Genomic DNA, 21,850 nt, shown 5'->3' with positions numbered 1-21,850 from the left:
CAGCAACGCGCGATCTGGCCGCGGTCATATCCGGTACTCCGCACTGCCAACCATTGCGCCTCGGCTGCAATGTCAACGCAGACCGCCCACTCATCCAATCACACCATCCACCGGGCTCGACGCCGATGCATAGCGCTTGCGCGGAATCCGCCCGGCCAGGAACGCCTCGCGTCCGGCCTCGATCGCCTTGCGCATCGCGCTGGCCATCAGGATCGGGTCGCGCGCACCGGCAATGGCAGTGTTCATCAGCACCCCGTCGCAGCCCAGCTCCATCGCAATCGCCGCATCGGAGGCGGTGCCGACGCCGGCATCGACAATGATCGGCACCTTGGCGTTTTCGATGATTTCCAGCAGGTTGTACTTGTTCTGGATGCCCAGTCCCGAGCCGATCGGCGCGGCCAGCGGCATCACCGCCACGCAGCCGATCTCTTCCAGGCGCTTGGCCAGGATCGGGTCGTCGGAGGTGTAGACCATTACCTCGAAACCATCGGCGACCAGTTGTTCGGCAGCCTTGAGCGTCTGCACCACATCCGGGTACAGCGTCTTCTCGTCGCCGAGCACTTCGAGCTTGGTGAGGTTGTGGCCGTCCAGCAGTTCGCGCGCCAACCGGCAGGTGCGTACCGCCTCTTCGGCGGTGTAGCAGCCGGCGGTGTTGGGCAGCAGCGTGTAGCGCTCCGGCGGCAGCACATCCAGCAGGCTGGGTGCGTTGGGGTCCTGGCCGATGTTCACCCGGCGAATGGCGACGGTGACGATTTCGGCTGCGGCGGCTTCGGTGGCCAGGCGGGTTTCGTCCAGGTCCTTGAACTTGCCGGTGCCGGTGAGCAGGCGCGAACGGTAGTGTTTGCCGGCGATGACCAGCGCATCAGAGGGGGCGGGATTCGTCATGCGGCAATTATCACCGATCGGACGCGGATGCGCCGGCTTGCGCGGCGCATCAGCCTCCGCCCAGCGCGTGCACGATTTCCACCACATCGCCCTCGCGTAATGCGTGATCTGCATGCCGTCCGCGCGGCACGATTTCGCCATTGACCTCTACCGCGACGCGGCGTTGTGCTAGGCCTTCCTGCTCCAGCAGGGTGGCCAGCGGCAAATTGTCCGGAAGCGTGCGCGGGGTGCCGTTGAGTTGGATGTTCATGTCATCATTGTTGCATCGCGTGCCGCTCCGGCGCGCGTTTTTGCGTTATGCGGCAATGCAGCGTGAGCGCGGGCGGCCAGGGTGAAACCATGTGCCATTCGCCAGCGTACGTATGCACGCCGGTCCGGTCCCACTCACTATCAAGCAGGCATTCCGATGGCTTCCACACTTCGCCCGATCCGCTCCCTGATGGCTATGGCCATCGCTATTGCGGCCGCCCCGGCCATGGCCGAGTCGGCCTTCGACCAGACCGTGTTCTTCGGCGACAGCCTCACCGACAGCGGGTATTACAACCCGCTGCTGCCGGCCGCTTCGCGCGCGGTCACCGGCAAGTTCACCACCAACCCGGGTTGGGTGTGGGCCGAATATGTCGGTGACCATTTCGGCACCAATGCCGCGCCCAACGGGAACGGCCAGACCGGCGACAACTACGCTGCCGGCGGTGCGCGCATCCAGGCCAGCTCGGTCAGCGCACTCGGCGCTGCGCCGTCGGTGACCAGCCAGATCAACACCTATCTCACCGCCAACGGCGGCCGTGCTAACCCCAATGCGCTGTACACCGTGTGGGGCGGGGCCAACGACCTGCTCGCCGCGTCCCTCGCTCCGGCCCAGGCCCAGGCCATCATCGGCAGCGCAGTCACCGCCCAGGTCGGTGCCGTGGCCACCTTGCAGAATGCCGGCGCGCGTTACGTCATGGTGCCGACCATTCCGGACGTCGGCCTCACCCCGCGCTTCCGCGCCGGCGGCGCCGTGGGGATGGCGCAGGGCACCGCTGCGGCCACGGCTTATAACACCGCCTTGTTCAATGGCCTGCAGTCCGCTGGCCTGCGCGTGATTCCGGTCGACACCTTCCACATGCTGCAGGAAATCGTCGCCAACCCGGGCACCTATGGTTTCAGCAATGTCACCAGCACCGCCTGCAACCCGGCCGTGCCGCTGCCGGCCTGTAACCCGACCAGCCTGGTCGCCGCCAATGCGCAGAACACCTATGTGTTCGCCGATGGCATCCACCCGACCACGGCGGTGCACCAGATCCTGGGCGAATACGCCATCTCGTTGCTGGAAGCGCCGCGTCTGCAGCAGGTGCTGACGCATTCGGCACAGGCCGGCGGCCGCGCGCGCGCCGATCAGGTGGCCTGGCATCTGGACGGCAAGCCGGACGCCGACGGCATGCGTTGGTGGGGGAGCGTGCGCGGCGACATGCAGCGCTACGACCACGCCGACCTGTACGACGGCATGGCGCCGGCCGGCCTGTTCGGTGTGGATTGGACTGCAGGCGACCTGGTGTTCGGTGGCTTTGCCGGTTTCGGCCGCATGGACGCCGACTTCGGTAACCGCAACGGCAGCTTCAAGCAGGACGACACCACCCTGGGCGGCTTCTTCGGCTGGTACACCGGCCCGGTGTGGGTCAATGCGCAGGTCAGCTACAGCTGGCTGAGCTACGACGTGGACCGCGAAGTCCAGCTTGGGCCAGCCACCCGCGTGCACAGCGGCTCCCCCGACGGCAGCAACCTCACCGCCGCCCTCAACGCCGGGTATTCGCTGGGCGAAGGCAACCTCAAGTACGGCCCGGTGGCCGGCCTGACCTGGCAGAAGATCAAGCTCGACGGCTATACCGAAAGCAACGACAGCGCCACCGCGCTGGGCTACGCCAATCAGGACATCGATTCGCTGGTGGGCCGCGTTGGCTTCCAGGTGCGTCTGGACGGCGCCATGGTCAAGCCGTACCTGCAGGCAACCTACGACCACGAGTTCAAGGACGGCGGCGAAGCCAGCGCCTGGCTGCAGTCGATGCCGGAAGTGGGCATGTACACCGTTCCTGGCCAGAACTTCGATCGCAACTACGCCACTGTCGTCCTGGGTGCCCGCACCGGGCTGTGGGGCTTGCAGAGCAACATCGGCCTGAGCACCACCACCGCCCAGCGCAGTGCCCGCGACGCGACCTTGTTCGTGAACTTCAGCGGCAACTTCTGAGGCGCGGCTAGCCACAGATAGTTCACACGCAACATCTGAGGGCCGGGCAACCGGCCCTCGTTCTATCTGCGCACATTGCGCCGGACACCTGCGCCCGCATAAACTCTGTCAGCGCCAGGCGGGCGTAGCTCAATGGTAGAGCTGTAGCTTCCCAAGCTACTGACGTGGGTTCGATTCCCATCGCCCGCTCCAGAGCTTCCGCCAAGTCTCTAAGTGATTGACTGGTTTGGATATTTTGGCCGATTGATGATTCCGAGCGATGCCCCTTGAGGTATCAATCGAGGTATCAATCTTGCCCAAGCCTCTGATGATTTCGCGCTCCGCTGGCTTGTATGCGCGCTTCTTTGTTCCCACCGATCTTCGAGCCCTGATTGGCTCGCGTTACCTTGTGCGCTCGTTGGGAAACCGTCGTGGGGACCACGCCAGGCTGGCGGCGGCCACGATGGGGATGGCACTATCGATGGCATTCGATGCCATGCGGAAAGGGATGACCGTGGATCTGGACGAACTGCTCAGGAAGGTCCGCAGTGGTGACATTCAAGAGCTCATACTGAAAGACGTGACGCTGCCGGACGGCACGCGCATCGCCCAGGCGCAGCTGGACAACCCCGCCGATGCCGCGATGTTCGGAGACCTGATGGCGCGGTCTCGCCAAGTGGAACCGGCCGAGGTCACGTCGGCGAGGGTGGCCAAGCGCCGGAAACAGTTGCGTAGCGCTAGCCAGGACCTTGCCAATCAAGCGCCCAACGCGCTGATGCTGTCCAAGGCGATGGCCGATCATTTGAGGGACCTTGCCGGGGCACGTCTGCATCAGAAGACCGTGCTCGAAAGCCGCCACACGCTAAGGCTGTTTGCCGGGATCATCGGCAAGGACGTGCCCATTGCCTCGCTGACCCAGGATCACGTGCGCGCCTTCTTCGAGGGCGTGCGTTACTGGCCTTCCAATGCGACCAAGCGACCGGCTTATCGGGACCTGTCGGTGCCCGAGGTCATCAAGCTGGCGAAGAAGAACCAGGAGCCAGAGCCCGCGGCGTGGACCATGGCCAAGCACCGGCAGCGGTTGAGCGTCTTCCTGGTCTCATTGGTCGAGGGCAAACACCTGGCGGTGAATCCGTTGGCGGGCATCCGGGCGATCGCCACGCCGGACTCAGAAGACACGGGTTCGCCTTTCACGGACGCCGAGTTGAAGGCGATCTTTGACCCGGTGGAGTTCCCGAAGTGGGCGTCGAAGTATCCGCATCGGTGGTTCGGGCCGATCCTCGGGCTCTACTCAGGCGCTCGGGTCAACGAGATCGCGCAGCTCCGGCTGGAGGACATCGACACCATCGATGGGGTGCCCGGCTTCTTCGTCCGCAAGATCGAGAAGAAGCAGAGCATCAAGAACAAGCACAGCCGGCGGTTCATCCCACTGGCCCAGCCGGTCATCGAGGCTGGGTTCCTCACCTACGTGGAAGAGGCGAGGCAAGCTGGGGTCGATCGGTTGTTCCCGGACCTGCCCAACTCGACAGGGCTGGGCTACGGGCGGCAGCTGAGCCGTCAGTTTTCGGTCTACATCAAGCGGCAGGGGATCTCTGAGAAGGGGCAGGGGTTCCACGGGTTCCGCCATACCATCGCTTCGAAGCTCGACGAGGCGGGGGTGTCTGCTTCGGCAATCGGGGCACTAACCGGGCACGGAACTGGGCAGACCGTTCTGGAGAAATTCTACATCGATCGACGGAGCCTGCCGGACCGGGTGGCGACCTTGGCGAAGTTGAGCGAGCTTGCGGTGTTGCCCGTCTACGAGCCAACGCTGTTCAAAGACAATCTGAAAAGAAAATAGGTTCTCGGAGAGGGGATCGACTGAATCCGATCCAACTTCCTTACTCTCCTACAGCCACGCAAACGAGGGTGTCCCGCTGTGTGAATTGCCTTTGGCTGCCACTTCGTGTGCTTCGGTGGCCCATTGAGTGCACAAGTGCATTGGCCGCAGATGCGAGAGATCTATCCGTCAGGTGCACGTGTCCCTATTGACAACTGGGGCTTACCTGCTAGATCAGCTCCTTTCGAGAGGAGAGGCATCTGTGAAAATTGAGGACTTCTGGAATGCGGCGTTCTTAGCTGCGTTGCATCGGCTTCCCGTCCCGCAGGCGAAAGAAGAGGCTGACTTGGCAACGAATGTCTGTATCGACCACTGGCACGCAAATTGGGAAAATCGTTCAACGGCGAATGCGCCACGCGTTCAGGATATTGAGATTGGCAGTGTCTACCGGCCCGCAAAAGCGGACGGGACACCAAACCGGGACTTGCCGCGACTGTGGGGCAGCTAGGAGAAGCTCAATTCCTAGTCCCCTTTCTGGAAACCTTGGTCTTCAAGATAGGCCCTCGCTTCACCTTCCGTGGCGAAATGCTCAATCAGTTGGCCTCCTGGAATTTCGTAGGCGGCCCACCTTGAGTCCATTTGCAGTGCAACGTGCTCTGGCGCACAAAAATATCCCGCGGGTGGGACCAGATAGTATCTCCTGGAACTCCTAGTGCCAGTTGGACGTGTAGGTATAGTTGCTGTCGACTTTTCCTGAGGTTTTAGAGAGGTTGTCAAAGAGGGCTTTGGGTCGGGCGCTATGGATGCCGGGATAGTTGGTGCTAACTCTGGGTCTTCCAAATCACCAACTTGATCCGGAAGTTTTCCGTATTCCAGCTCGGATGATCCGCTATCACCAATTTCAGGAATGGTCTCGTCTGAGATTTTTCCGTAGGAAGGTATCTTGATTTTCATCGACGATCCTTTTTTCAGGTTTTTCGATTGTATCTGATGGCCACGCAGCACGATCAGTGGCCATTACAGCCAGGGCCCCAAGCTACCCTGCCGGCGTAAAGTCGGCTTCTAGGGGCGAATCTTAGCGTTCGTCACGATTGCAAGAAAAAAGCCCCGCTGCTCCGGGGCTTTTTAATGGACGGCATGTCCTAAGTCGGATGGTGCTTTTCACTCTTTCAGCTGTGCGTATAGCACAAACAACACCATGGGGAGACCGCTGAGCATCGAGGTGACGCAAAAGGCCCCCATGGTGGTCAGCGGCGTCATGATCCACCACTGGGGAGCCGTGAACCCCTGATCGCTCCGCCGAGCTGCGTAAGCCTCCGACGTCCCCCCGCCCTGAGTAGCGGTCGGGTTTAGAGTCCGGGGTTGATGATATCGGTGTTTGCCAGATGTTGGGCATAAGCGGACGGCGTCATGCCGCCAATTGCTTTCTTCGGTCGGTCCTCGTTGTATTCGCGTCGCCAGCGTTCGATCTCGGTGCGCGCGTGCAGCAACGTCGGGAACCAGTGCTCGTTGAGGCATTCGTCGCGTAGTCGGCCGTTGAACGATTCAACATAGGCGTTTTGATTTGGCTTGCCGGGTTGGATTAGCCGTAGTTGCACACCACGGGCATGTGCCCAGACGACCATCGCTTTGCCGCAAAACTCCTTGCCGTTGTCGGTGCGGATCACCTTCGGTAAACCGCGACTGTGTGCCAACCGATCCAGCACGCGCGCAACGCCGTGCCCGGAGATCGCGCGTTCCACCTCGATGGCGACCGCTTCGTGCGTTGCGTCGTCCACGATCACCAGACACTTGATCACTCGGCCGTCGGCGGAGCGGTCGAACACGAAGTCCATCGACCACACCTGGTTGGCCTGCGCTGGCCGCAGCAGCGGCTGACGCTCGCCAACCGGCACCTTCTTGCGCTTGCGGCGCCGCACTTGTAGCTGCTGCTCGCGATACAACCGCTCCACGCGCTTGTAGTTCACCAGGCGTCCTTCCTGTCGCAGCTTGAGATAGATCATCCCCACGCCGTAGCGGCGATGGCGATGCGCCAACGCAAGAATGCGCTCGCGCAGTTCGCCATTGCGGTCTTGGCGTGGGCAATAGCGCAGCGCGCTGGCGCTCATGCCGATCGCCGCCAAGGCGCGACGCTCGCTGGCACCACGCCCGATCCACTCGCGCACCAGCGCACGACGCGCCGGTGCGCTCACCACTTTTTTCGCAACGCATCCTTGATCAGGTCGTTCTCGAACAACTGCTCGGCCAGCAACTTCTTTAGCCGCGCGTTCTCGGCCTCAAGATCCTTGAGCCGCTTGGCGTCGGGCACGCTCATTCCGCCGAACTTGCTGCGCCACAGGTAATACGAGGCCTCGCTGAAGCCATGCCGCCGGCACAGATCCTTGATCGCCACACCGGCATCAGCTTCGCGCAGGAAGCCGATGATCTGTTCTTCAGAAAAACGCTTCTTCACGTCCAATCTCCTTGGGGTAGGGAATTGGACTCCAAACTGAGGTGCTACTCAAAATTGGGGGGACGTCGCCTCCTGCGGATACAGCCGCTCCGCCTTCCTCCGGTCCCGCCGAGCCACTAGCGGCCTAACGATGAAGCCCAGTGGCCCCAGGAAGAGCGGGCTGGGGGAGAAGTAGAAGAGCCGATCGCGCGGGGCTATCCGCTTTCGGAGCCTCCTGGGACGACCAAGCAAGGAGGGTGGGGAGCGCTCACTGCGCATTTGGCTTCCACTGGAGATGGTCCTCGCGTCCGACTCGCAACTTCTTCTGTCAGAAAATCACCCATAACCTTGTCAGGATTGTCTGATTTCAGAGTAGGCCAAGCACATCGCATCGCCATTGTTCGAAACCGAACTCTAGCGGTGTCAATATCTTGGCATTGCCGTGGTCGTCTGCCAGCCCGCGTTCGGGCGTGACAGCGCGTTGACAAGCCCATGGCTCTGAGCAACCTTCGTCAGCGCGAGAGCATTGGGGAATGACTGCTGGTCGCGCTTCGCGCGCTCTCGAAACCTTCTACCTAAGGCTGGCCATTGCCTGCGTGGGCGAGCGCTGCTGCTTGCTGTGCGCAGCATTGGCTTGCCCATGGACACCGATGAGCTTCGTGCTGGCCTTGGTCAGTCGTCAACTTGGAAGATGCTATGGAATCGGGCGGGACCTCGCGTCAGAGACGCGTGTTTGGATTGGCGCTGGCCGCTTTGGTCGGACTGTCGCCTGCACTGGGTGCGGCCGAGGATGTCTACGACGACTATGGCAAGTTGATCCAATCGGGCGCAGTGGTGAAGAGCCCCGGCGACAAGCTCTTCGGGGACAGCATCAACCTCTATACGGGATCGATGGAGATCGTCCAGACCGATGTGGATCTGAAAGGCAACAATGCGCTCCAAGTCCGTGTAGGTCGTCGGTTCACGGTGGGCAGCCCGACGAAGGGCCACTTCAAACTTTGGGATTTGGATATCCCCTACATGCATGGTGTCTTCGGCTTTCCGGGTGGGAACATCGCGCCCGATGGCTGGGTGGTCAACGGGACTCGGGAGACGGCTTACAGCCGCTGTAGCCGTTATGAGGTTCCCCCTGCCTTTGAAAATCAAGGTGGCTACTTTGACCCTTCGGAGTTTTGGAGGGGAAGCTTTCTTTATCGACCAGGGAGCGGGGACCAAGAGCTTTTGCAGACCTCAGCCCAGGCGCTGCGGCCGAACGATGGCAGAACCTATCCCATCGTCTTGAAGGATGGTTCTGCCGTCCGCTGCCTGGCGTCGCTCGATGGCGCCAGCGAGTCGGGTGCTCGTGGCGAAGGCTTTGAACTGGTCGACACGCAGGGCAGCGTGTATGCGTTCAACCACATGGTTTCGCGCACGTATCCAGCCTTGAGCAAGTCGTCGCCTGTTCCCCAAGCCAATTCGGTGGGCACGGCATCTGCTGGCGGGGCGAGCATGACGACAGCAGGTATCGGGAACATTGTTCCCATGGTGGCCAACAACTACATTTTGGTTCGCAAAGAGGTCTTGATCTATCCCACGCGAGTGACCGATCGCTTCGGCAACACGGTGACGTACAACTGGAATCCTGGCGCCCCTTGGCAGCTGCTAAGCATCGTTGCCAGTGACGGCCGTCGAATCGACTTGTCGTATGCCGGGGGAGACGGCAACACCATCACGTCAGTGACCACTGGCGGGCGGACATGGTCTTACGGCTACAGCGACACCCTGGACACGGTGACGTTGCCTGACGGCAGCAGCTGGACCTTCGATTTGCTCGCTTTGTCCCGTGCACGTGTGACTTACGGCCAGCCACCAGGCTGCGACAACATCCGCCCGTGGTCACGCACCAACGTGGTCGGAAGCATCACGGCGCCCACGGGCGCTCGCAGCGATTACACGGTCAACTCGATGCTCATGGGACGGTCGTGGGTGCCCAGGGTGTGCCGGATCCAGGAGGCCTACTCGGACATCCCCTACCAGTTCTACGTCATGGCCGTCACCAGTCGTCGGATCTCTGGCCCCGGGTTGCCCGCACAGGGACTCACGTGGACGTATGACTACGGCACGCCCAATAACTGCTGGCAGCCAAGCCCCTACCCAAATCCCAGCGACCCTGCCAAATACGTCGAATGCAATGCCGGTTCCCCCATCACGCGGGACATCACGGTCAAAGATCCCGCTGGGCAGGTCACGCGCTACCGGTTTGGCAATCGCTACTGGTCCAACGAGGGTCTGCTTTTGCAGCAGGACTTCGGATGGAACGGGACGACGGCCAAGCGCACAAAAATGAGCGACTACGCAGCGTTCGATGCAGCGCCTTACGCGGCGCGGACCATGTATCCAGCCGGCAACTACGGGGACAACACCGTGGCTGCCAGGCAGCGGCCTGTGCGCCAGGTGATCACGATCGACAACGGCGACCAATTCGTTTGGCGCATCGCGGACTGCAATGGGCAGCCGTGCTTCGATGAGTTCGCGAGGCCAACGCGCACTGAGCGGTTCAGTCCTTGGCACAGCCGCACCGACGAAACCACGTATTACGACGAACGCGGGGCGTGGGTGTTGGGACAGACCGCCATGGCTCGCAACGTCAACACAGGCATCGCGACCTCTCAGATTGACTATGGTGCCAATGCATTGCCCCAGACGGAGCGGCGCAACGGAAAGGTGGTTGCGACTTATACCTACAATCCCGATGGGACCCTGGCCCAGGTCAAGGATGGCTCAGGAAATGCAACGACCCTGTCCGGTTGGAAGCGTGGCATCCCCCAGACAGTTGCAAATGCCGATGGCACGGCCAAGTCCGCCTCGGTGGACGACAACGGGTGGATCCGCCAGACCACCGACGAGAATGGATTTGCGACCACGTATGGTTACGACGCGATGGGCCGGCTGAATGCTACGAACTACCCATCGGGCGACAGCACAGCGTGGAACTCGAGCGCACAGACGTTCGAGCGGGTGGGTAGCGACGAATATGGCATCGGTGCCGGCCATTGGCGCCAGACCGTGACTACTGGGAACGCCCAGAAGATCACTTACTTTGATGCGCTGTGGCAGCCGCTGTTGACGCGGGAATACGACGCGGCAAACTTGGCGGGAACGCTGCGGGTAAAGCGCTTCGCCTACGACCATGAGGGAAGGGCCGTCTTTGCGTCTTACCCGAGCAGCACCGAAGCGGCGAGCACTGGGATCTGGACCGAATTCGACGTGATGGGCAGGCCCACAGCGATATCCCAGGACAGCGAGCAGGGATTGCTGACCACGATCACGCAGTATCTGCCTGGCGCACAAACCCTAGTCACCAACCCGCGAGGTGCTCAGACGCGCACGGGTTACCAGGTGTTCGATCAACCGGTCTATGACGCGCCTGTGTGGGTGCAGCTACCAGAGTCCAGCAGGACCAATATTGCTCGCGATGTTTTCGGCAAGGCGGTTAAGATCGAGCGGGGTGCCCAATGATGTCGTGCATGGAAGCGGTGAAGGCTGATTGTAGGGACACTCAAATAATGGCCAATCGAAGGTCGCTCTTCTTTTCCCTCCTTTCATTAGTGCTTGGTTTTTTCCTGCTGTCGGGGTTTTTGGGCAGGGCCGAGGCTGCAAGGCAGTGCCCGGATGGATCGCCTGCAGGCCGGGGAAATGTATGTCCAGATGTTCCTGACAACGCTGCAGAATGGATCGGGTATAGCACGCCCGGTCAAATGGTCGTCGGGCAGACCTATGCAGTAAGCGCAACCTATAAGAACGTTGGCAATCAGGTGTGGGGTTCAAACCTCGGCTATAAACTGGGATACGCAGGAACTCCTAGTGTTGCGAGTCCCTGGGGGCTAGACCGAGTCCAGCTGCCTAGTGCTGTCTCGATCGACAGCAAAGTGACGTTTAACTTTAGCGTTACCGCTCCAACAACGCCCGGTCAGTATCAGTTCGTATGGCGGATGCTTCAGGACGGAAAAGCGTCGTTCGGTGGGTTCGGCTCCCAGACCGTGCAGGTCATTCCGTCGCTCATCAAAGGCAACATCGACGGCGTCACCTACAGTTCAATCTCTGGCTGGGCGTGTTCAACGTATTTGAACCGCTCGGTCGATGTGCACATGTATCTGGGGGGCTCCGCTGGCTCGGGAACCTTCGCGGGGGCCACGGCAGCCACATTGCCAAGTGATGCCGGTATCGCTAGCGCTTGTAGTGCTTCGGGCAGCAACTACCGATTCTCGTTCCCCATCGATGAGAACTTCATCATCCAGAACGGCGGTAAGTCCATCTATATCCATGGTCTGTCTCCTGTAGGCGCATCGAACGACACCATTTCTGGCTCGGGCGCAGTGGCCGTGCCTGCATCGGTGATCAAAGGGCGGATCGAGGGTATCCAGGACAACAAGGCGATTGTCGGTTGGGCGTGTTCTGCAGGACTACGCCGATCGATTGACGTCCATATGTATGCGGGCGGGCCCGCTGGCAGCGGCACGATTGCGGCCATCGCCAGTGCAAACCTTGCAAGCGAACCGGGCGTTGCCAGCGCTTGCTCATCGTCAGGAAGCAACTACCGCTTCTCAATTCCAGTTACCGAAGATCTAATTCGAAGCCAAGGCGGCAAGCCGTTCTATATCCATGGCATTTCTCCGGTCGGTCGGGACAACTCCCTCATTGATGGGTCGGGTGCACTCTCGATTCCTGCCATGCAGCGTAATGCTGCTTTCGTATCTCAGAACATGCCTGCGCAGCTCCCAACCGGACGTTCTGTCACCGGGTCAGTGCGGTTCACGAACACGGGAAATATCACCTGGCGCCAGGGGCAGGGCTATCGGGCTGTGTTGGTTGGCGATACGCGAGGATGGTCGCCAGGCGAAGTGGGCCTGCCATCCGATGTTCCGCCTGGCGGCAGTGTGGACTTCAACTTCAGCCTCCGCGCTCCCCTTGGTGCGGGCGGCTACCACCTGCGTTGGCGAATGCGCGATGGTGCCGGTGATTTCGGTAATGAATCCAGCAACCAGGTCGTGCAGGTGGTGGCGCCGCCACCGGTGGAGCATGGCGTTGGCCTGGCGGCCCGTAGCTACGTCTACGATGCGAACCAGCAGCTGTGCAAAGTGATTGAGCCCGAGAGCGGGTCGACCGTCATGGCCTATGACGCGGCTGGCAATCTGGCTTGGTCGGCCAGTGGCCTTGATCTTCCCAGCACGACCAGCTGCGACCTGGAAGCCGCTGCTGCCAGTGGCCGCCAGGTGGTGCGCACTTACGACACTCGCAATCGCCTCAAGACCCTGCGCTTCCCTGACAAGAATGGCAACCAGGACTGGTCCTACACGCCGGACGGACTGCCTGCACAGGTCACGACCTGGAACGATGCCGGTAGCTCATCTGTCGTCAATGCTTACAACTACAACAAACGTCGGATGCTGACATCCGAATCGTCTGGTCAAACCGGCTGGTATACCTGGTCCATCGGCTACGGCTATGACGCGAACGGAGCACTTGCAAGTCAGGCCTATCCCACTGGGCTGTCAATCAACTATGCGCCCAATGCTCTTGGTCAGCCGACCGATGTGCGCGATCAATTTGGGAACGTCTACGCCTCCGGTATTGGCTACTACCCCAATGGAGCCGCGCGGCAGTTCACCTATGGCAATGGCGTGAGCCACTCGCTCGTGCTCAACGGGCGTCAGATGCCCCAGCAGGTGCGGGACAACAATGTCGCTTCGTTCGAGTATCAATACGACGCCAATGGAAACGTCGGCGCCATCATCGATCAGCAGCGGGGGACGGCCTACAACCGCTACATGGGGTATGACGGACTGGATCGCCTGATGGAGGCCGGCTCGGAGCGGTTCGGCGGCGACAACTGGAACCGCTACACCTACGACGTGTTGGACAACATCCTCACCGCCAAGCTTCCAGGTGTGCGCGAGAACAATTACTGGTATGACGCCAAGAACCGCTTGACCAATGTCCAGAACAATGCGGGCGCCACCACCGTCGGGCTGAGCTACGACCCGCAGGGCAACCTCAAGAACAAGAACGGTCAAGCCTATACCTTTGACTACGGAAATCGTCTGCGAGATGTCACCGGCAAGGAAAGCTATGCCTACGATGCCTACGGCCGTCGCACGATAGCTGGCCGACCCACGACGCGGACCGTTCAGGTCTATACCCAGGCTGGCCAGCTGTTCTACACAGAGGCGTCGGGCAAGGGCAACATGGAATACGTCTATCTCAATGGGAGCCTGCTTGCCACCCGTAACTCAGGAACCATCAGATTTCAGCACACCGATGCGCTGGGCAGCCCTATCGCTGTGACGGATACAGCCGGGCAGGTGGTAGAGCGAACCGACTATCAGCCCTACGGCAGCCCCATCGGCAAGACGGTCGATGGCATCGGCTACACCGGGCACGCCATGGACGGGGCGACCGGGCTGACCTACATGCAGCAGCGCTACTACGACCAGGACCTTGGCCGTTTCCTGAGCGTGGATCCGGTGGCCGCGGACTCGGTGTTGGCGGCTAACTTCAATCGCTACTGGTATGCAAACAACAATCCTTACAAGTTCACTGATCCGGATGGAAGGCAGACAATCCCAACGGAGAACAAACTTGGCTCCAGCGACCCAGCTCTAATTAGTGATTTTCACCGAGCCCAGGGAGAGCATGCAGAGATTACGCTACGTGCCTCGTTGGAACTCTTCCTATCGCAGTTTGGAGATGGCCCCGGGGGGGCTCTTGCGTCCGCTCCTGCTGCGCTGGTGAGGGGTGTGGCTTCCGAAATCCGTGTTCTTGATGCAATAGGAGAAGTAAAGAACACAGAAAAAATTGTCACGTCACACGGATCTACCATTCCTGACTTCCAAAATGTAAGGCAAGTAGGTGAAATCAAGGATACAAAGCGTGTGAGCGATACTGCACAATTGAAGGCACAACGTGAGCATGCGAATAACACAGGTAGGGATCATGTTGTGGTAACCGGAGAAAACACGAAGGTGAGTAAAACGGTAGAGCAGCAGTCAAAGGTGATTCGGCGTGATGATTTGGGGCCACTGAAATGACTGAAAAGAAAGACGCAGAAAAGTTGATGGCGGAATTGTTGGAATTTGCTAAGAAGATGCTTGCACGGCATGGTGAGTTCCATCCTTTTGGGGCATACCTAAGTGATTCTGGAGAAATCGTGCAGGTGGGAGTGGAAGGAGGGTCTGTGCGCGAGAAAGCTGATCGGATTGAAGCGTCTTTTCGTGACTTGGCAGCCAGGGGTGGGGTTAGGGTATTTGGTGTTGCGACAAATATCGATCTGGCTGCTGGGGAGGGTCGAGTTGCCGACGCGATCCAGATATTTCTTGAGCATCGCGACGGTTACTGTGCAGACGTATTTTTTCGCTATGAATTAGATGAGGGCTTAACGATTCTGGAAACGTCAGCCCAGCAGGGCGATAGCAGGCTCTTCGCCTTGAGTCATTAATAGATTTGCGGCACGATCCGTCGCGCCAACGGCTTCGTCGATGTGGAGTCAAAGCCGGGGCAGGGTGCTTACTTCACCTTGGAGGCGCTCGAAACAGTATTACGGCGCCTGGGACGCAGCAGCAGGCCACCGTCGCATCCTTGAGGAGTGTTTGCTGTCTACCGCGTTAGTTGCGCATACAGCACAAACAGAAACATGGGCAGCCCGCTCAGCACCGAGGTGACCCAGAAAGCCCCCATGATGGTCAGCGGTGTCATGATCCACCACTGCCACCAGCTGAAGCCACGATCACGCTGGCGTGCCATATGCGCCCCGAGAGCGTAAAAGCGCTCTGCTTTCCGCAGTCCTCGCCGAGCCATCAGGGGCCCAATGATGAAGCCGAAGGGTCCCAGGAACAGCAGGCTGAGCGAGAACCACCAGAAGAATCGGTTGTGGGGCGTCATGACTTTCTTGGGAGCAGTGCGCTTCACGCCGTCCCCGCCAGCCCCCACGGCATCGACGGACGTTCCTGCCATCGAATCGGTCTTCATGCTCATTTGGCGTAGGCCCTCCACGTGCCGTCCGCTTTGGCATAGCGCAAGTTCTTGTTGACGGGCACGGGGACCTGCCGACCGGCGATCTCCAGGACCACCTGGCCGCGCGTGTCGCAGTGGTAGCCGTCAGCGCCTTCCGCTTCCACGCAGCCAGAAAGCTCGAAGCTTTGAATGTCGGTGACCTGGCCGGCGCCACTCTGCTGAAGCAGCGCGACCAGCGCCTGCTTGGCGTTGCCGCTAGACCGACGTCCCCCCAATTTTGAGTAGCACCTCAGTTTGGAGTCCAATTCCCTACCCCAAGGAGATTGGACGTGAAGAAGCGTTTTTCTGAAGAACAGATCATCGGCTTCCTGCGCGAAGCTGATGCCGGTGTGGCGATCAAGGATCTGTGCCGGCGGCATGGCTTCAGCGAGGCCTCGTATTACCTGTGGCGCAGCAAGTTCGGCGGAATGAGCGTGCCCGACGCCAAGCGGCTCAAGGATCTTGAGGCCGAGAACGCGCGGCTAAAGAAGTTGCTGGCCGAGCAGTTGTTCGAGAACGACCTGATCAAGGATGCGTTGCGAAAAAAGTGGTGAGCGCACCGGCGCGTCGTGCGCTGGTGCGCGAGTGGATCGGGCGTGGTGCCAGCGAGCGTCGCGCCTTGGCGGCGATCGGCATGAGCGCCAGCGCGCTGCGCTATTGCCCACGCCAAGACCGCAATGGCGAACTGCGCGAGCGCATTCTTGCGTTGGCGCATCGCCATCGCCGCTACGGCGTGGGGATGATCTATCTCAAGCTGCGACAGGAAGGACGCCTGGTGAACTACAAGCGCGTGGAGCGGTTGTATCGCGAGCAGCAGCTACAAGTGCGGCGCCGCAAGCGCAAGAAGGTGCCGGTTGGCGAGCGTCAGCCGCTGCTGCGGCCAGCGCAGGCCAACCAGGTGTGGTCGATGGACTTCGTGTTCGACCGCTCCGCCGACGGCCGAGTGATCAAGTGTCTGGTGATCGTGGACGACGCAACGCACGAAGCGGTCGCCATCGAGGTGGAACGCGCGATCTCCGGGCACGGCGTTGCGCGCGTGCTGGATCGGTTGGCACACAGTCGCGGTTTACCGAAGGTGATCCGCACCGACAACGGCAAGGAGTTTTGCGGCAAAGCGATGGTCGTCTGGGCACATGCCCGTGGTGTGCAACTACGGCTAATCCAACCCGGCAAGCCAAATCAAAACGCCTATGTTGAATCGTTCAACGGCCGACTACGCGACGAATGCCTCAACGAGCACTGGTTCCCGACGTTGCTGCACGCGCGCACCGAGATCGAACGCTGGCGACGCGAATACAACGAGGACCGACCGAAGAAAGCAATTGGCGGCATGACGCCGTCCGCTTATGCCCAACATCTGGCAAACACCGATATCATCAACCCCGGACTCTAAACCCGACCGCTACTCAGGGCGGGGGGACGTCGGAGACCATCTGCCTGGTTCCCCAGGACGCGCCCGACTGGGCGTTGATCCCTGGGGAGCTCTGGCCGAAAGCCGAGGCGGCGGAGAACCGAAAGAACTCGGTAGTGGCCCGCGAGTTCGAAGTCGCCTTGCCGCACGAACTCAATGACGAGCAACGGTCTGAGCTCGCGGTGGCCATCGGGCAAGCCTTGGTCGCCCGCTACGGTTTCGCTTTGCAGGCCAGCATCCACTCGCCGGGCTCCCGCGATGGGCTCAACCATCACGTGCACCTGCTGGCCACTACGCGCAGGCTGGCCCCCGAAGGCTTTACCGAGAAAACGAGGGAGCTGGACGGCGGAGCGTCGGGGAAGATTGAGATCGAGTGGATCCGCCAGACCATGGCTTCCACGATCAACGAGCATTTGGCCGCTGCGGGAATTGATGCGCGGGTCGACCACCGTCGCTTGGAAGTCCAGGCCGAAGAAGCCCTGGCTCGCGGCGACTGGGCCGAGGCGATGGTCTTGTCCCGGCAGCCCACGAAACACATGGGCAAGACAGCCACGGCATTGGCGCGCAAAGGCGTCATGACCGACCGTGCCGCAGAGAACGCGCGCATCGTTGGAGAAAACGAGGAGGCCTTCGAGCGGTTGCTCGCTCAAGCCAAGCAAGAGGGTAGGGCAACTCCGAACCCCAGCGGCCATAGCCACGACCAGGCGCGGCGCGACCGTCGACGCCGGGCTGGTGCTACGAACGAGCTTCAAACCGCTGTGCCTGGGTTGGAAATCCATGGGCTCCGCGGCATGCGACTCTCGGATGCCTTGGGTCGGCCTGCGGAAGATACCGAGATGCGACCCCTGCGCCCCATCAGTGAGCTGGTCACCGAGGCGGCTCGAGACCTAGCGGACATCCTCTCGACCCGGCCAGACCTGGCGTTGACCGCTACGCAGCGCGTGGTGGAGCAGTGGACCGCGCGTGCAGCTGCCCTTGTCGACAGTGTCGATTTGCGCAGGTGGCTCAACGGCCTGGTGGAAGGCCTGGGCCGGCTGAAGCGGAGTGTGCTGAAGTTCTCCCAGCGGACCAGTGCCTTGGGGCATGCCGAGAAGCTTTTCCACTTGGCCGAACAAGCATGGGAGCAGTTCAGCGGCGACCATCCTCGCCCCGACGGCGAGTGGGCCGCTCAAGAATGGGAAAAGCGGCGGGGGCGAAGGTTGGCGGTGCTGGAAAGACGCACAGTCGAACTGGCGACAGCACGGGCAGCAGTTTCTGAGCAGCGTTGGAACGACTACGAGAACGAAATTGAGATCCGCGCAGCTGAGGTGGAGCAGTGGAGCGTGGAGGTTCTTGTGAGTCCTGAGCTCGCCATCGCGAGCCGGCCTGTTGAGTCGGTCAAGGCCGCTCCCGCGCCCAAGCCCTCCCCAATGCCGATGCCCGTGCCGCAACCAACACGCCGTCGGACACGCCCCTGATGGATGTCAAAAGCCCCGCAGATACGGGGCTTTCTTCTTGGCCTTAGTGCCGGGGGCGAGGGCGCAGGTCTATGCGTTCAATCCCAATGGGCTCCTTGGGGCGGGGGACGTTGTCCTTGTCCTTGTTCTTCTTCTTGCGCGCCTCTCGCCACTCCTCGACTGAAGCGGGCATGGTCGGCACAACGTTGCGATCAACCACGGATCGTTTGACGAGGATGGGCTGGGAAGGGGCCATGGTCGATGCCTGCGTTTGACCGGCCGGCCCTGGCCCGCCGAGCCTCAACAGCTCGGCCGCCAGGTCGAGCGCGTATTGGATGTCCTCGACCTCATGAGGTGGAAGGCGGGTCGTGCGTTGCTGGAGGAGATGGCCGAGCAAGCGGCTGGCGACCTGGATCTGCGTTTGGTGATGCATGGGTGCTCCTGTGTGGGGTAAGCACCCATCCAACCAGTTGATCCCTTTTGCGCAAGAGCTCGCTTGCGGTCCTATTTCACAAATTTGAATGCGGTGAAAAGTTTCATTCCACGTATGCCTTTTCGGACAAAAGACAACCTCTTCGTTTCCTAGAAGTTAAAAAAGTGCTGACCTTGCGCATGCTGCTGGGAGCACGACTGGGACAGGTGGGCGGACTATTGCCACCTGATCAGGGGCCTATCCGGCCCCAAGAATTCCGAGGTTCGCAGGCACAAGGCCTTGAAGCGCTTCCGCCCGCTTGGCTATGATCGGGTATCACGCGGGTATCACGCGGGTATCACCAAAGGTATCATTTTTGGATCACCCCACTCCGGGATAAGCTAGGAAAATCAATTGGTTGGCGTGGGAAGATTCTGTTCCCATCGCCCGCTCCATATCCGGCACGTTTTCTTGCCGAGCGCATCGCTACGCAGTTCACTCTCCCCGATTGATGCAGCCGGTGATCAGGTGATCGGCGCTACGCGATTGCGCATCACTCTGAGCCACAGCGCATCGACGTTGGTCATCGCGCGTTCGGTGTTGGCAGCGTCCCGCGCTGTACATGACGCATCGTGCTTGGCGAGTGGTGCAATGTGCATGCTGAAGAAATTCGCCTCTGGCACCCGTCTGGTCATTGCTTCGGCTGAATATCCTCCAGCGAATTTTCGCGTGTCATCAATAGCGACAGAGCGCGCTTATCTGCCTGCGCGCCATCCATCACACTGCGTGCCCGCTCTGCGCATGGAAGACATCTGAAGCCTGCACAAAGAACGAGCAAAAAGGATGGGCATCGCGGATGGATTGGCATACAGTGCCCGCCCCTGCGCTGGCATTGGTTGCCGGCGCAGATGTCAGGTTCGATGGAATGCTTGACCAGGCCGACCGGCTGCAGTGGCACTAAGGCAAGACACGCGGAGCGCAGTCTGCCGATTGGAAAGGACGTGGCTGTTGAAGTTGTTGAGATGCTGGGTGTTGTCGGTACTGGTGCTTGTTGCTTTACCTGTAAGTGCTGCAGAGCTGGTCGGTCGTGCGACGGTAACCGATGGTGACACCATCACCGTTGCCCATCAGCGCATCCGCCTGTGGGGCATCGATGCGCCGGAGAGCGCGCAACAGTGCAATGCACACGATGGCAGTGCCTGGCCGTGCGGCCGCCGCGCTGCAGCGGCATTGGATGGCTATCTGCTGGACAAGACCGTGCATTGCCAGCCGAAAGATACCGATCGTTATGGCCGCACGGTCGCCGAATGCTTCGTGCAGGGGCAGTCCGTCAATGCCTGGATGGTGCGCTCTGGCTGGGCGGTCGCCTATCGTCAATACGCTACCGCGTTCGAGGTAGACGAGCGCCTCGCGCAGCAGCAGCGCCGCAATCTCTGGCAGGGCGCGTTTCAGATGCCGGCAGACTACCGCCGCGACAAGAAGGCGCGGACAGCAACCACGCATCAGGTTGCAGCATCGGCGCCAAGCAATTGCAGGATCAAGGGCAATATCTCCAGTGACGGCAAGAAGATCTTTCATATGCCGGGCCAGCGCGATTATGCAAAGACGCGCATCTCGCCGGCGAAGGGCGAGCGCTTCTTCTGTTCGGTGAATGAAGCGGCTGCTGCGGGGTGGAGACCGGCGCGGCGGTGATGGTGCTGCGGCGTACCGAGGCCCGCTGGCCTCCCGGCTTCTGAATTTTCTTGCGCAGAGTCGGGGAGATCCCGATTGAGCCGGCTCTAGCGCCGCCGCATAGTGCAGGCATGACCACCCATTCCCAACTCGTCGGCGCGCTGATCAAGGGGATGCGCCGTGCCGAGTCTGCGTGGGTGGCGTCGATCGCCTACGGCGCCGGGCTGGCAAGGCACGTGCGCACCGGCCATGTCACGCCGGACAATGCGGGCAAGGTCTTGGACATGTTCGCGCTCGATCCCGAACAGATCCGCGAACTCGGGCTGATTGGCGTGGAGGAGCTGGGCGAGGCGGTCTACCACGCCTGGTCGATCAATGCCGGCGAATTGGATCGGGTGGTGCAGTGGTTTCGCACGCCGCGGGTGGAATTCGTCGGCAAGCACTGCAGCGAACTGATCCGCGCCGGGCGAATCGGCCCGGTCCTGACCATGGCCCGCGAGCACGCCCTGCTGCGCCATCGCTGAGCGCCAGCAGACCCGCACGGGCCCGGGCGCTTTACGCTGGGCGGCCCAGCGGCAATACTCGTTGACCCGCCCATACCTCATGTTTTGCCAATGCGCCAGGATTCGCCCGCTTCACCCACCGCCGCCGCCCGGGCTCAACTGCTGGAAGAGCTGCGCAAGCTTGAGCAGGAAGAAGCGCAGCTGAAATACGCCCAGACGCTGGAAGCCTTCGACCAGGTGATCGAGGTGCTTACCCAGTTCGGCAACCGTTTCAATGCCAAGCAAAAATCCCAGATCGCCTCGCTGGCGATGACCGGCAAGACCAAGGGGCCGCTGTCTTCCACCGGCGAAGTGGTCGCCAAGTACTGGATTCCGCATTCCGGCGAAACCTGGTCCGGCCGTGGTCGTACGCCGCGCGCCTTCAAGGCCTGGGAAGGCACCAGCTCTTATAAAGAGTGGAAAGCCAATCATCCGGACAAGCGCTTCCCGCTGTATCCGGGTTGAGTCGCCCCACAAGGGATGTCGAAGGCCCGCAATGGGCAAGGCGTTGCTTTTGGCCTTCGATCTTTTGGTGAATGTCTGGCGCACAGCGCCCTGCTTTGCGCGTGTTATTCCAAGACACTTGGCTGATTTCGTTGGTCTGCGGAGCCATGCCGGACTTTTGATGATCTGGCAGCGATAGATGTTGTGGTGTTTGCACGCTTCAAGTCCGGTTGGCCGCAGATTTTTTGGTGGCGTCTGCTGGCTTTTGGCCGTGGAATGAACGCTCGAGTGCCGCAAGTTGCGTGTCTTCAAACAACGCATTCAATTCCCGATTTCAAGCAAAACCCACGCGCTCAATCATTGCGAGAAAGCGTTCGCCGTGTTTCCCGCGCAAATCCCGGCGATGGATGCTGACGCCTGCTGATTCCTGATCCAGGGAGAAAGCAATGATGACGCGGCCAACGTGAGAGATCGCACAGACTCGCTGGGGTGTTGCCATCGGCACATTACCCTGGCCACGCGCAAGCCGCGTGGCGCACGCAAGACCCTTCCGTCATTCCATCGTCGG

19 protein-coding genes, 1 tRNA gene and 1 pseudogene are annotated in these 21,850 nt (G+C 60.8%); 13 read left to right on the top strand and 8 right to left on the bottom strand.

Features of this window, described 5'->3' with window-relative positions:
• Nucleotides 1–90: 90 nt before the first annotated feature.
• Both ACCQ15_RS16215 and thiS read right to left on the bottom strand, forming a co-directional pair.
• Nucleotides 91–885, bottom strand: coding sequence for a thiazole synthase (locus tag ACCQ15_RS16215; RefSeq protein ID WP_029820145.1), 795 nt, complete (start codon nucleotides 883–885; stop codon nucleotides 91–93).
• A 49-nt stretch (nucleotides 886–934) separates the two neighbouring features.
• Entirely contained in the window at nucleotides 935–1,135 is a 201-nt protein-coding gene (thiS, locus tag ACCQ15_RS16210) for a sulfur carrier protein ThiS (protein WP_008576838.1), read from the bottom strand.
• A gap of 156 nt (nucleotides 1,136–1,291) precedes the next feature.
• On the opposite strand from thiS, the gene ACCQ15_RS16205 reads away from it, so the two are divergent.
• The 4 genes from ACCQ15_RS16205 (at nucleotide 1,292) to ACCQ15_RS16190 (ending at nucleotide 5,415) form a co-directional block, all read left to right on the top strand.
• Entirely contained in the window at nucleotides 1,292–3,109 is a 1,818-nt protein-coding gene (locus ACCQ15_RS16205; RefSeq protein ID WP_504230205.1) for an autotransporter outer membrane beta-barrel domain-containing protein, read from the top strand.
• Between the two features lie 118 nt (nucleotides 3,110–3,227).
• Nucleotides 3,228–3,301: transfer RNA gene (locus ACCQ15_RS16200), tRNA-Gly, on the top strand.
• A gap of 67 nt (nucleotides 3,302–3,368) precedes the next feature.
• Nucleotides 3,369–4,928 carry a tyrosine-type recombinase/integrase gene (locus tag ACCQ15_RS16195; protein WP_372380798.1) on the top strand — a complete coding sequence of 520 codons (1,560 nt, stop codon included), beginning with the start codon at nucleotides 3,369–3,371 and terminating at the stop codon, nucleotides 4,926–4,928.
• 241 nt (nucleotides 4,929–5,169) lie between these two features.
• Complete coding sequence (locus tag ACCQ15_RS16190; RefSeq protein ID WP_347129721.1) at nucleotides 5,170–5,415, top strand: hypothetical protein; 246 nt, start codon at nucleotides 5,170–5,172, stop codon at nucleotides 5,413–5,415.
• A 14-nt stretch (nucleotides 5,416–5,429) separates the two neighbouring features.
• Here the strand turns inward: ACCQ15_RS16190 and ACCQ15_RS16185 are convergent, their stop codons facing one another.
• Nucleotides 5,430–5,861 carry a hypothetical protein gene (locus ACCQ15_RS16185; RefSeq protein ID WP_347129722.1) on the bottom strand — a complete coding sequence of 144 codons (432 nt, stop codon included), beginning with the start codon at nucleotides 5,859–5,861 and terminating at the stop codon, nucleotides 5,430–5,432.
• Nucleotides 5,862–6,256: 395 nt separating this feature from the next.
• A protein-coding gene (locus ACCQ15_RS16180) for an IS3 family transposase (protein WP_372166127.1) occupies nucleotides 6,257–7,359 on the bottom strand; the annotation gives its coding sequence in 2 pieces (ribosomal slippage) (nucleotides 6,257–7,101 and nucleotides 7,101–7,359; 1,104 coding nt in all).
• A 663-nt stretch (nucleotides 7,360–8,022) separates the two neighbouring features.
• On the opposite strand from ACCQ15_RS16180, the gene ACCQ15_RS16175 reads away from it, so the two are divergent.
• From ACCQ15_RS16175 to ACCQ15_RS16165, 3 genes are read left to right on the top strand one after another with little or no spacing between them, the layout of a single operon-like run.
• Nucleotides 8,023–10,836 (top strand): RHS repeat protein, encoded by a 2,814-nt coding sequence (locus tag ACCQ15_RS16175; RefSeq protein WP_372380797.1) that lies wholly within the window; start codon nucleotides 8,023–8,025, stop codon nucleotides 10,834–10,836.
• Nucleotides 10,837–10,844: 8 nt separating this feature from the next.
• Nucleotides 10,845–14,405 (top strand): RHS repeat-associated core domain-containing protein, encoded by a 3,561-nt coding sequence (locus ACCQ15_RS16170; RefSeq protein WP_372380796.1) that lies wholly within the window; start codon nucleotides 10,845–10,847, stop codon nucleotides 14,403–14,405.
• Nucleotides 14,402–14,812: a hypothetical protein gene (locus ACCQ15_RS16165; protein ID WP_089111528.1), complete on the top strand. Its 411-nt coding sequence runs from the start codon at nucleotides 14,402–14,404 to the stop codon at nucleotides 14,810–14,812. The genes ACCQ15_RS16170 and ACCQ15_RS16165 overlap by 4 nt, the downstream gene beginning before the upstream one ends.
• Before the next feature lie 158 nt (nucleotides 14,813–14,970).
• Here the strand turns inward: ACCQ15_RS16165 and ACCQ15_RS16160 are convergent, their stop codons facing one another.
• Nucleotides 14,971–15,348, bottom strand: coding sequence for a hypothetical protein (locus ACCQ15_RS16160; protein ID WP_208617409.1), 378 nt, complete (start codon nucleotides 15,346–15,348; stop codon nucleotides 14,971–14,973).
• On the bottom strand, nucleotides 15,345–15,632 hold the full coding sequence (locus ACCQ15_RS16155) for a hypothetical protein (RefSeq protein ID WP_372380795.1): 288 nt from the start codon (nucleotides 15,630–15,632) through the stop codon (nucleotides 15,345–15,347). Before ACCQ15_RS16155 ends, ACCQ15_RS16160 begins: the two co-directional genes overlap by 4 nt.
• A gap of 24 nt (nucleotides 15,633–15,656) precedes the next feature.
• Between ACCQ15_RS16155 and ACCQ15_RS16150 the strand changes: the two genes are divergently transcribed.
• A protein-coding gene (locus ACCQ15_RS16150; protein WP_372166127.1) for an IS3 family transposase occupies nucleotides 15,657–16,759 on the top strand; the annotation gives its coding sequence in 2 pieces (ribosomal slippage) (nucleotides 15,657–15,915 and nucleotides 15,915–16,759; 1,104 coding nt in all).
• Between the two features lie 41 nt (nucleotides 16,760–16,800).
• Nucleotides 16,801–18,234, top strand: a pseudogene (locus ACCQ15_RS16145) (MobA/MobL family protein); the annotation flags it as partial.
• Between the two features lie 43 nt (nucleotides 18,235–18,277).
• Here the strand turns inward: ACCQ15_RS16145 and ACCQ15_RS16140 are convergent.
• Nucleotides 18,278–18,646: a hypothetical protein gene (locus ACCQ15_RS16140; protein WP_015471731.1), complete on the bottom strand. Its 369-nt coding sequence runs from the start codon at nucleotides 18,644–18,646 to the stop codon at nucleotides 18,278–18,280.
• Between the two features lie 636 nt (nucleotides 18,647–19,282).
• Here ACCQ15_RS16140 and ACCQ15_RS16135 point away from each other — a divergent pair.
• The 4 genes from ACCQ15_RS16135 to ACCQ15_RS16120 all read left to right on the top strand — a co-directional run bounded on the left by ACCQ15_RS16135 (nucleotide 19,283) and on the right by ACCQ15_RS16120 (nucleotide 21,303).
• Nucleotides 19,283–19,441, top strand: a complete 159-nt coding sequence (locus tag ACCQ15_RS16135; RefSeq protein WP_159065595.1) for a hypothetical protein — start codon at nucleotides 19,283–19,285, stop codon at nucleotides 19,439–19,441.
• 189 nt (nucleotides 19,442–19,630) lie between these two features.
• Nucleotides 19,631–20,317, top strand: a complete 687-nt coding sequence (locus tag ACCQ15_RS16130; protein WP_496561807.1) for a thermonuclease family protein — start codon at nucleotides 19,631–19,633, stop codon at nucleotides 20,315–20,317.
• A 110-nt stretch (nucleotides 20,318–20,427) separates the two neighbouring features.
• Nucleotides 20,428–20,820 carry a hypothetical protein gene (locus ACCQ15_RS16125; protein ID WP_008576845.1) on the top strand — a complete coding sequence of 131 codons (393 nt, stop codon included), beginning with the start codon at nucleotides 20,428–20,430 and terminating at the stop codon, nucleotides 20,818–20,820.
• A 90-nt stretch (nucleotides 20,821–20,910) separates the two neighbouring features.
• Entirely contained in the window at nucleotides 20,911–21,303 is a 393-nt protein-coding gene (locus ACCQ15_RS16120) for an H-NS histone family protein (RefSeq protein ID WP_008576847.1), read from the top strand.
• Between the two features lie 313 nt (nucleotides 21,304–21,616).
• Here the strand turns inward: ACCQ15_RS16120 and ACCQ15_RS16115 are convergent, their stop codons facing one another.
• Entirely contained in the window at nucleotides 21,617–21,781 is a 165-nt protein-coding gene (locus ACCQ15_RS16115; RefSeq protein ID WP_506187843.1) for a hypothetical protein, read from the bottom strand.
• Nucleotides 21,782–21,850: the final 69 nt, after the last annotated feature.

This window comes from Xanthomonas sp. NCPPB 1754 (genome assembly GCF_041475725.2).
Classification (GTDB): Bacteria; Pseudomonadota; Gammaproteobacteria; order Xanthomonadales; family Xanthomonadaceae; genus Xanthomonas; species Xanthomonas euvesicatoria.
Note: the sequence above shows the minus strand (reverse complement) of the source record. Positions and strands in the feature narration are given on the sequence as shown.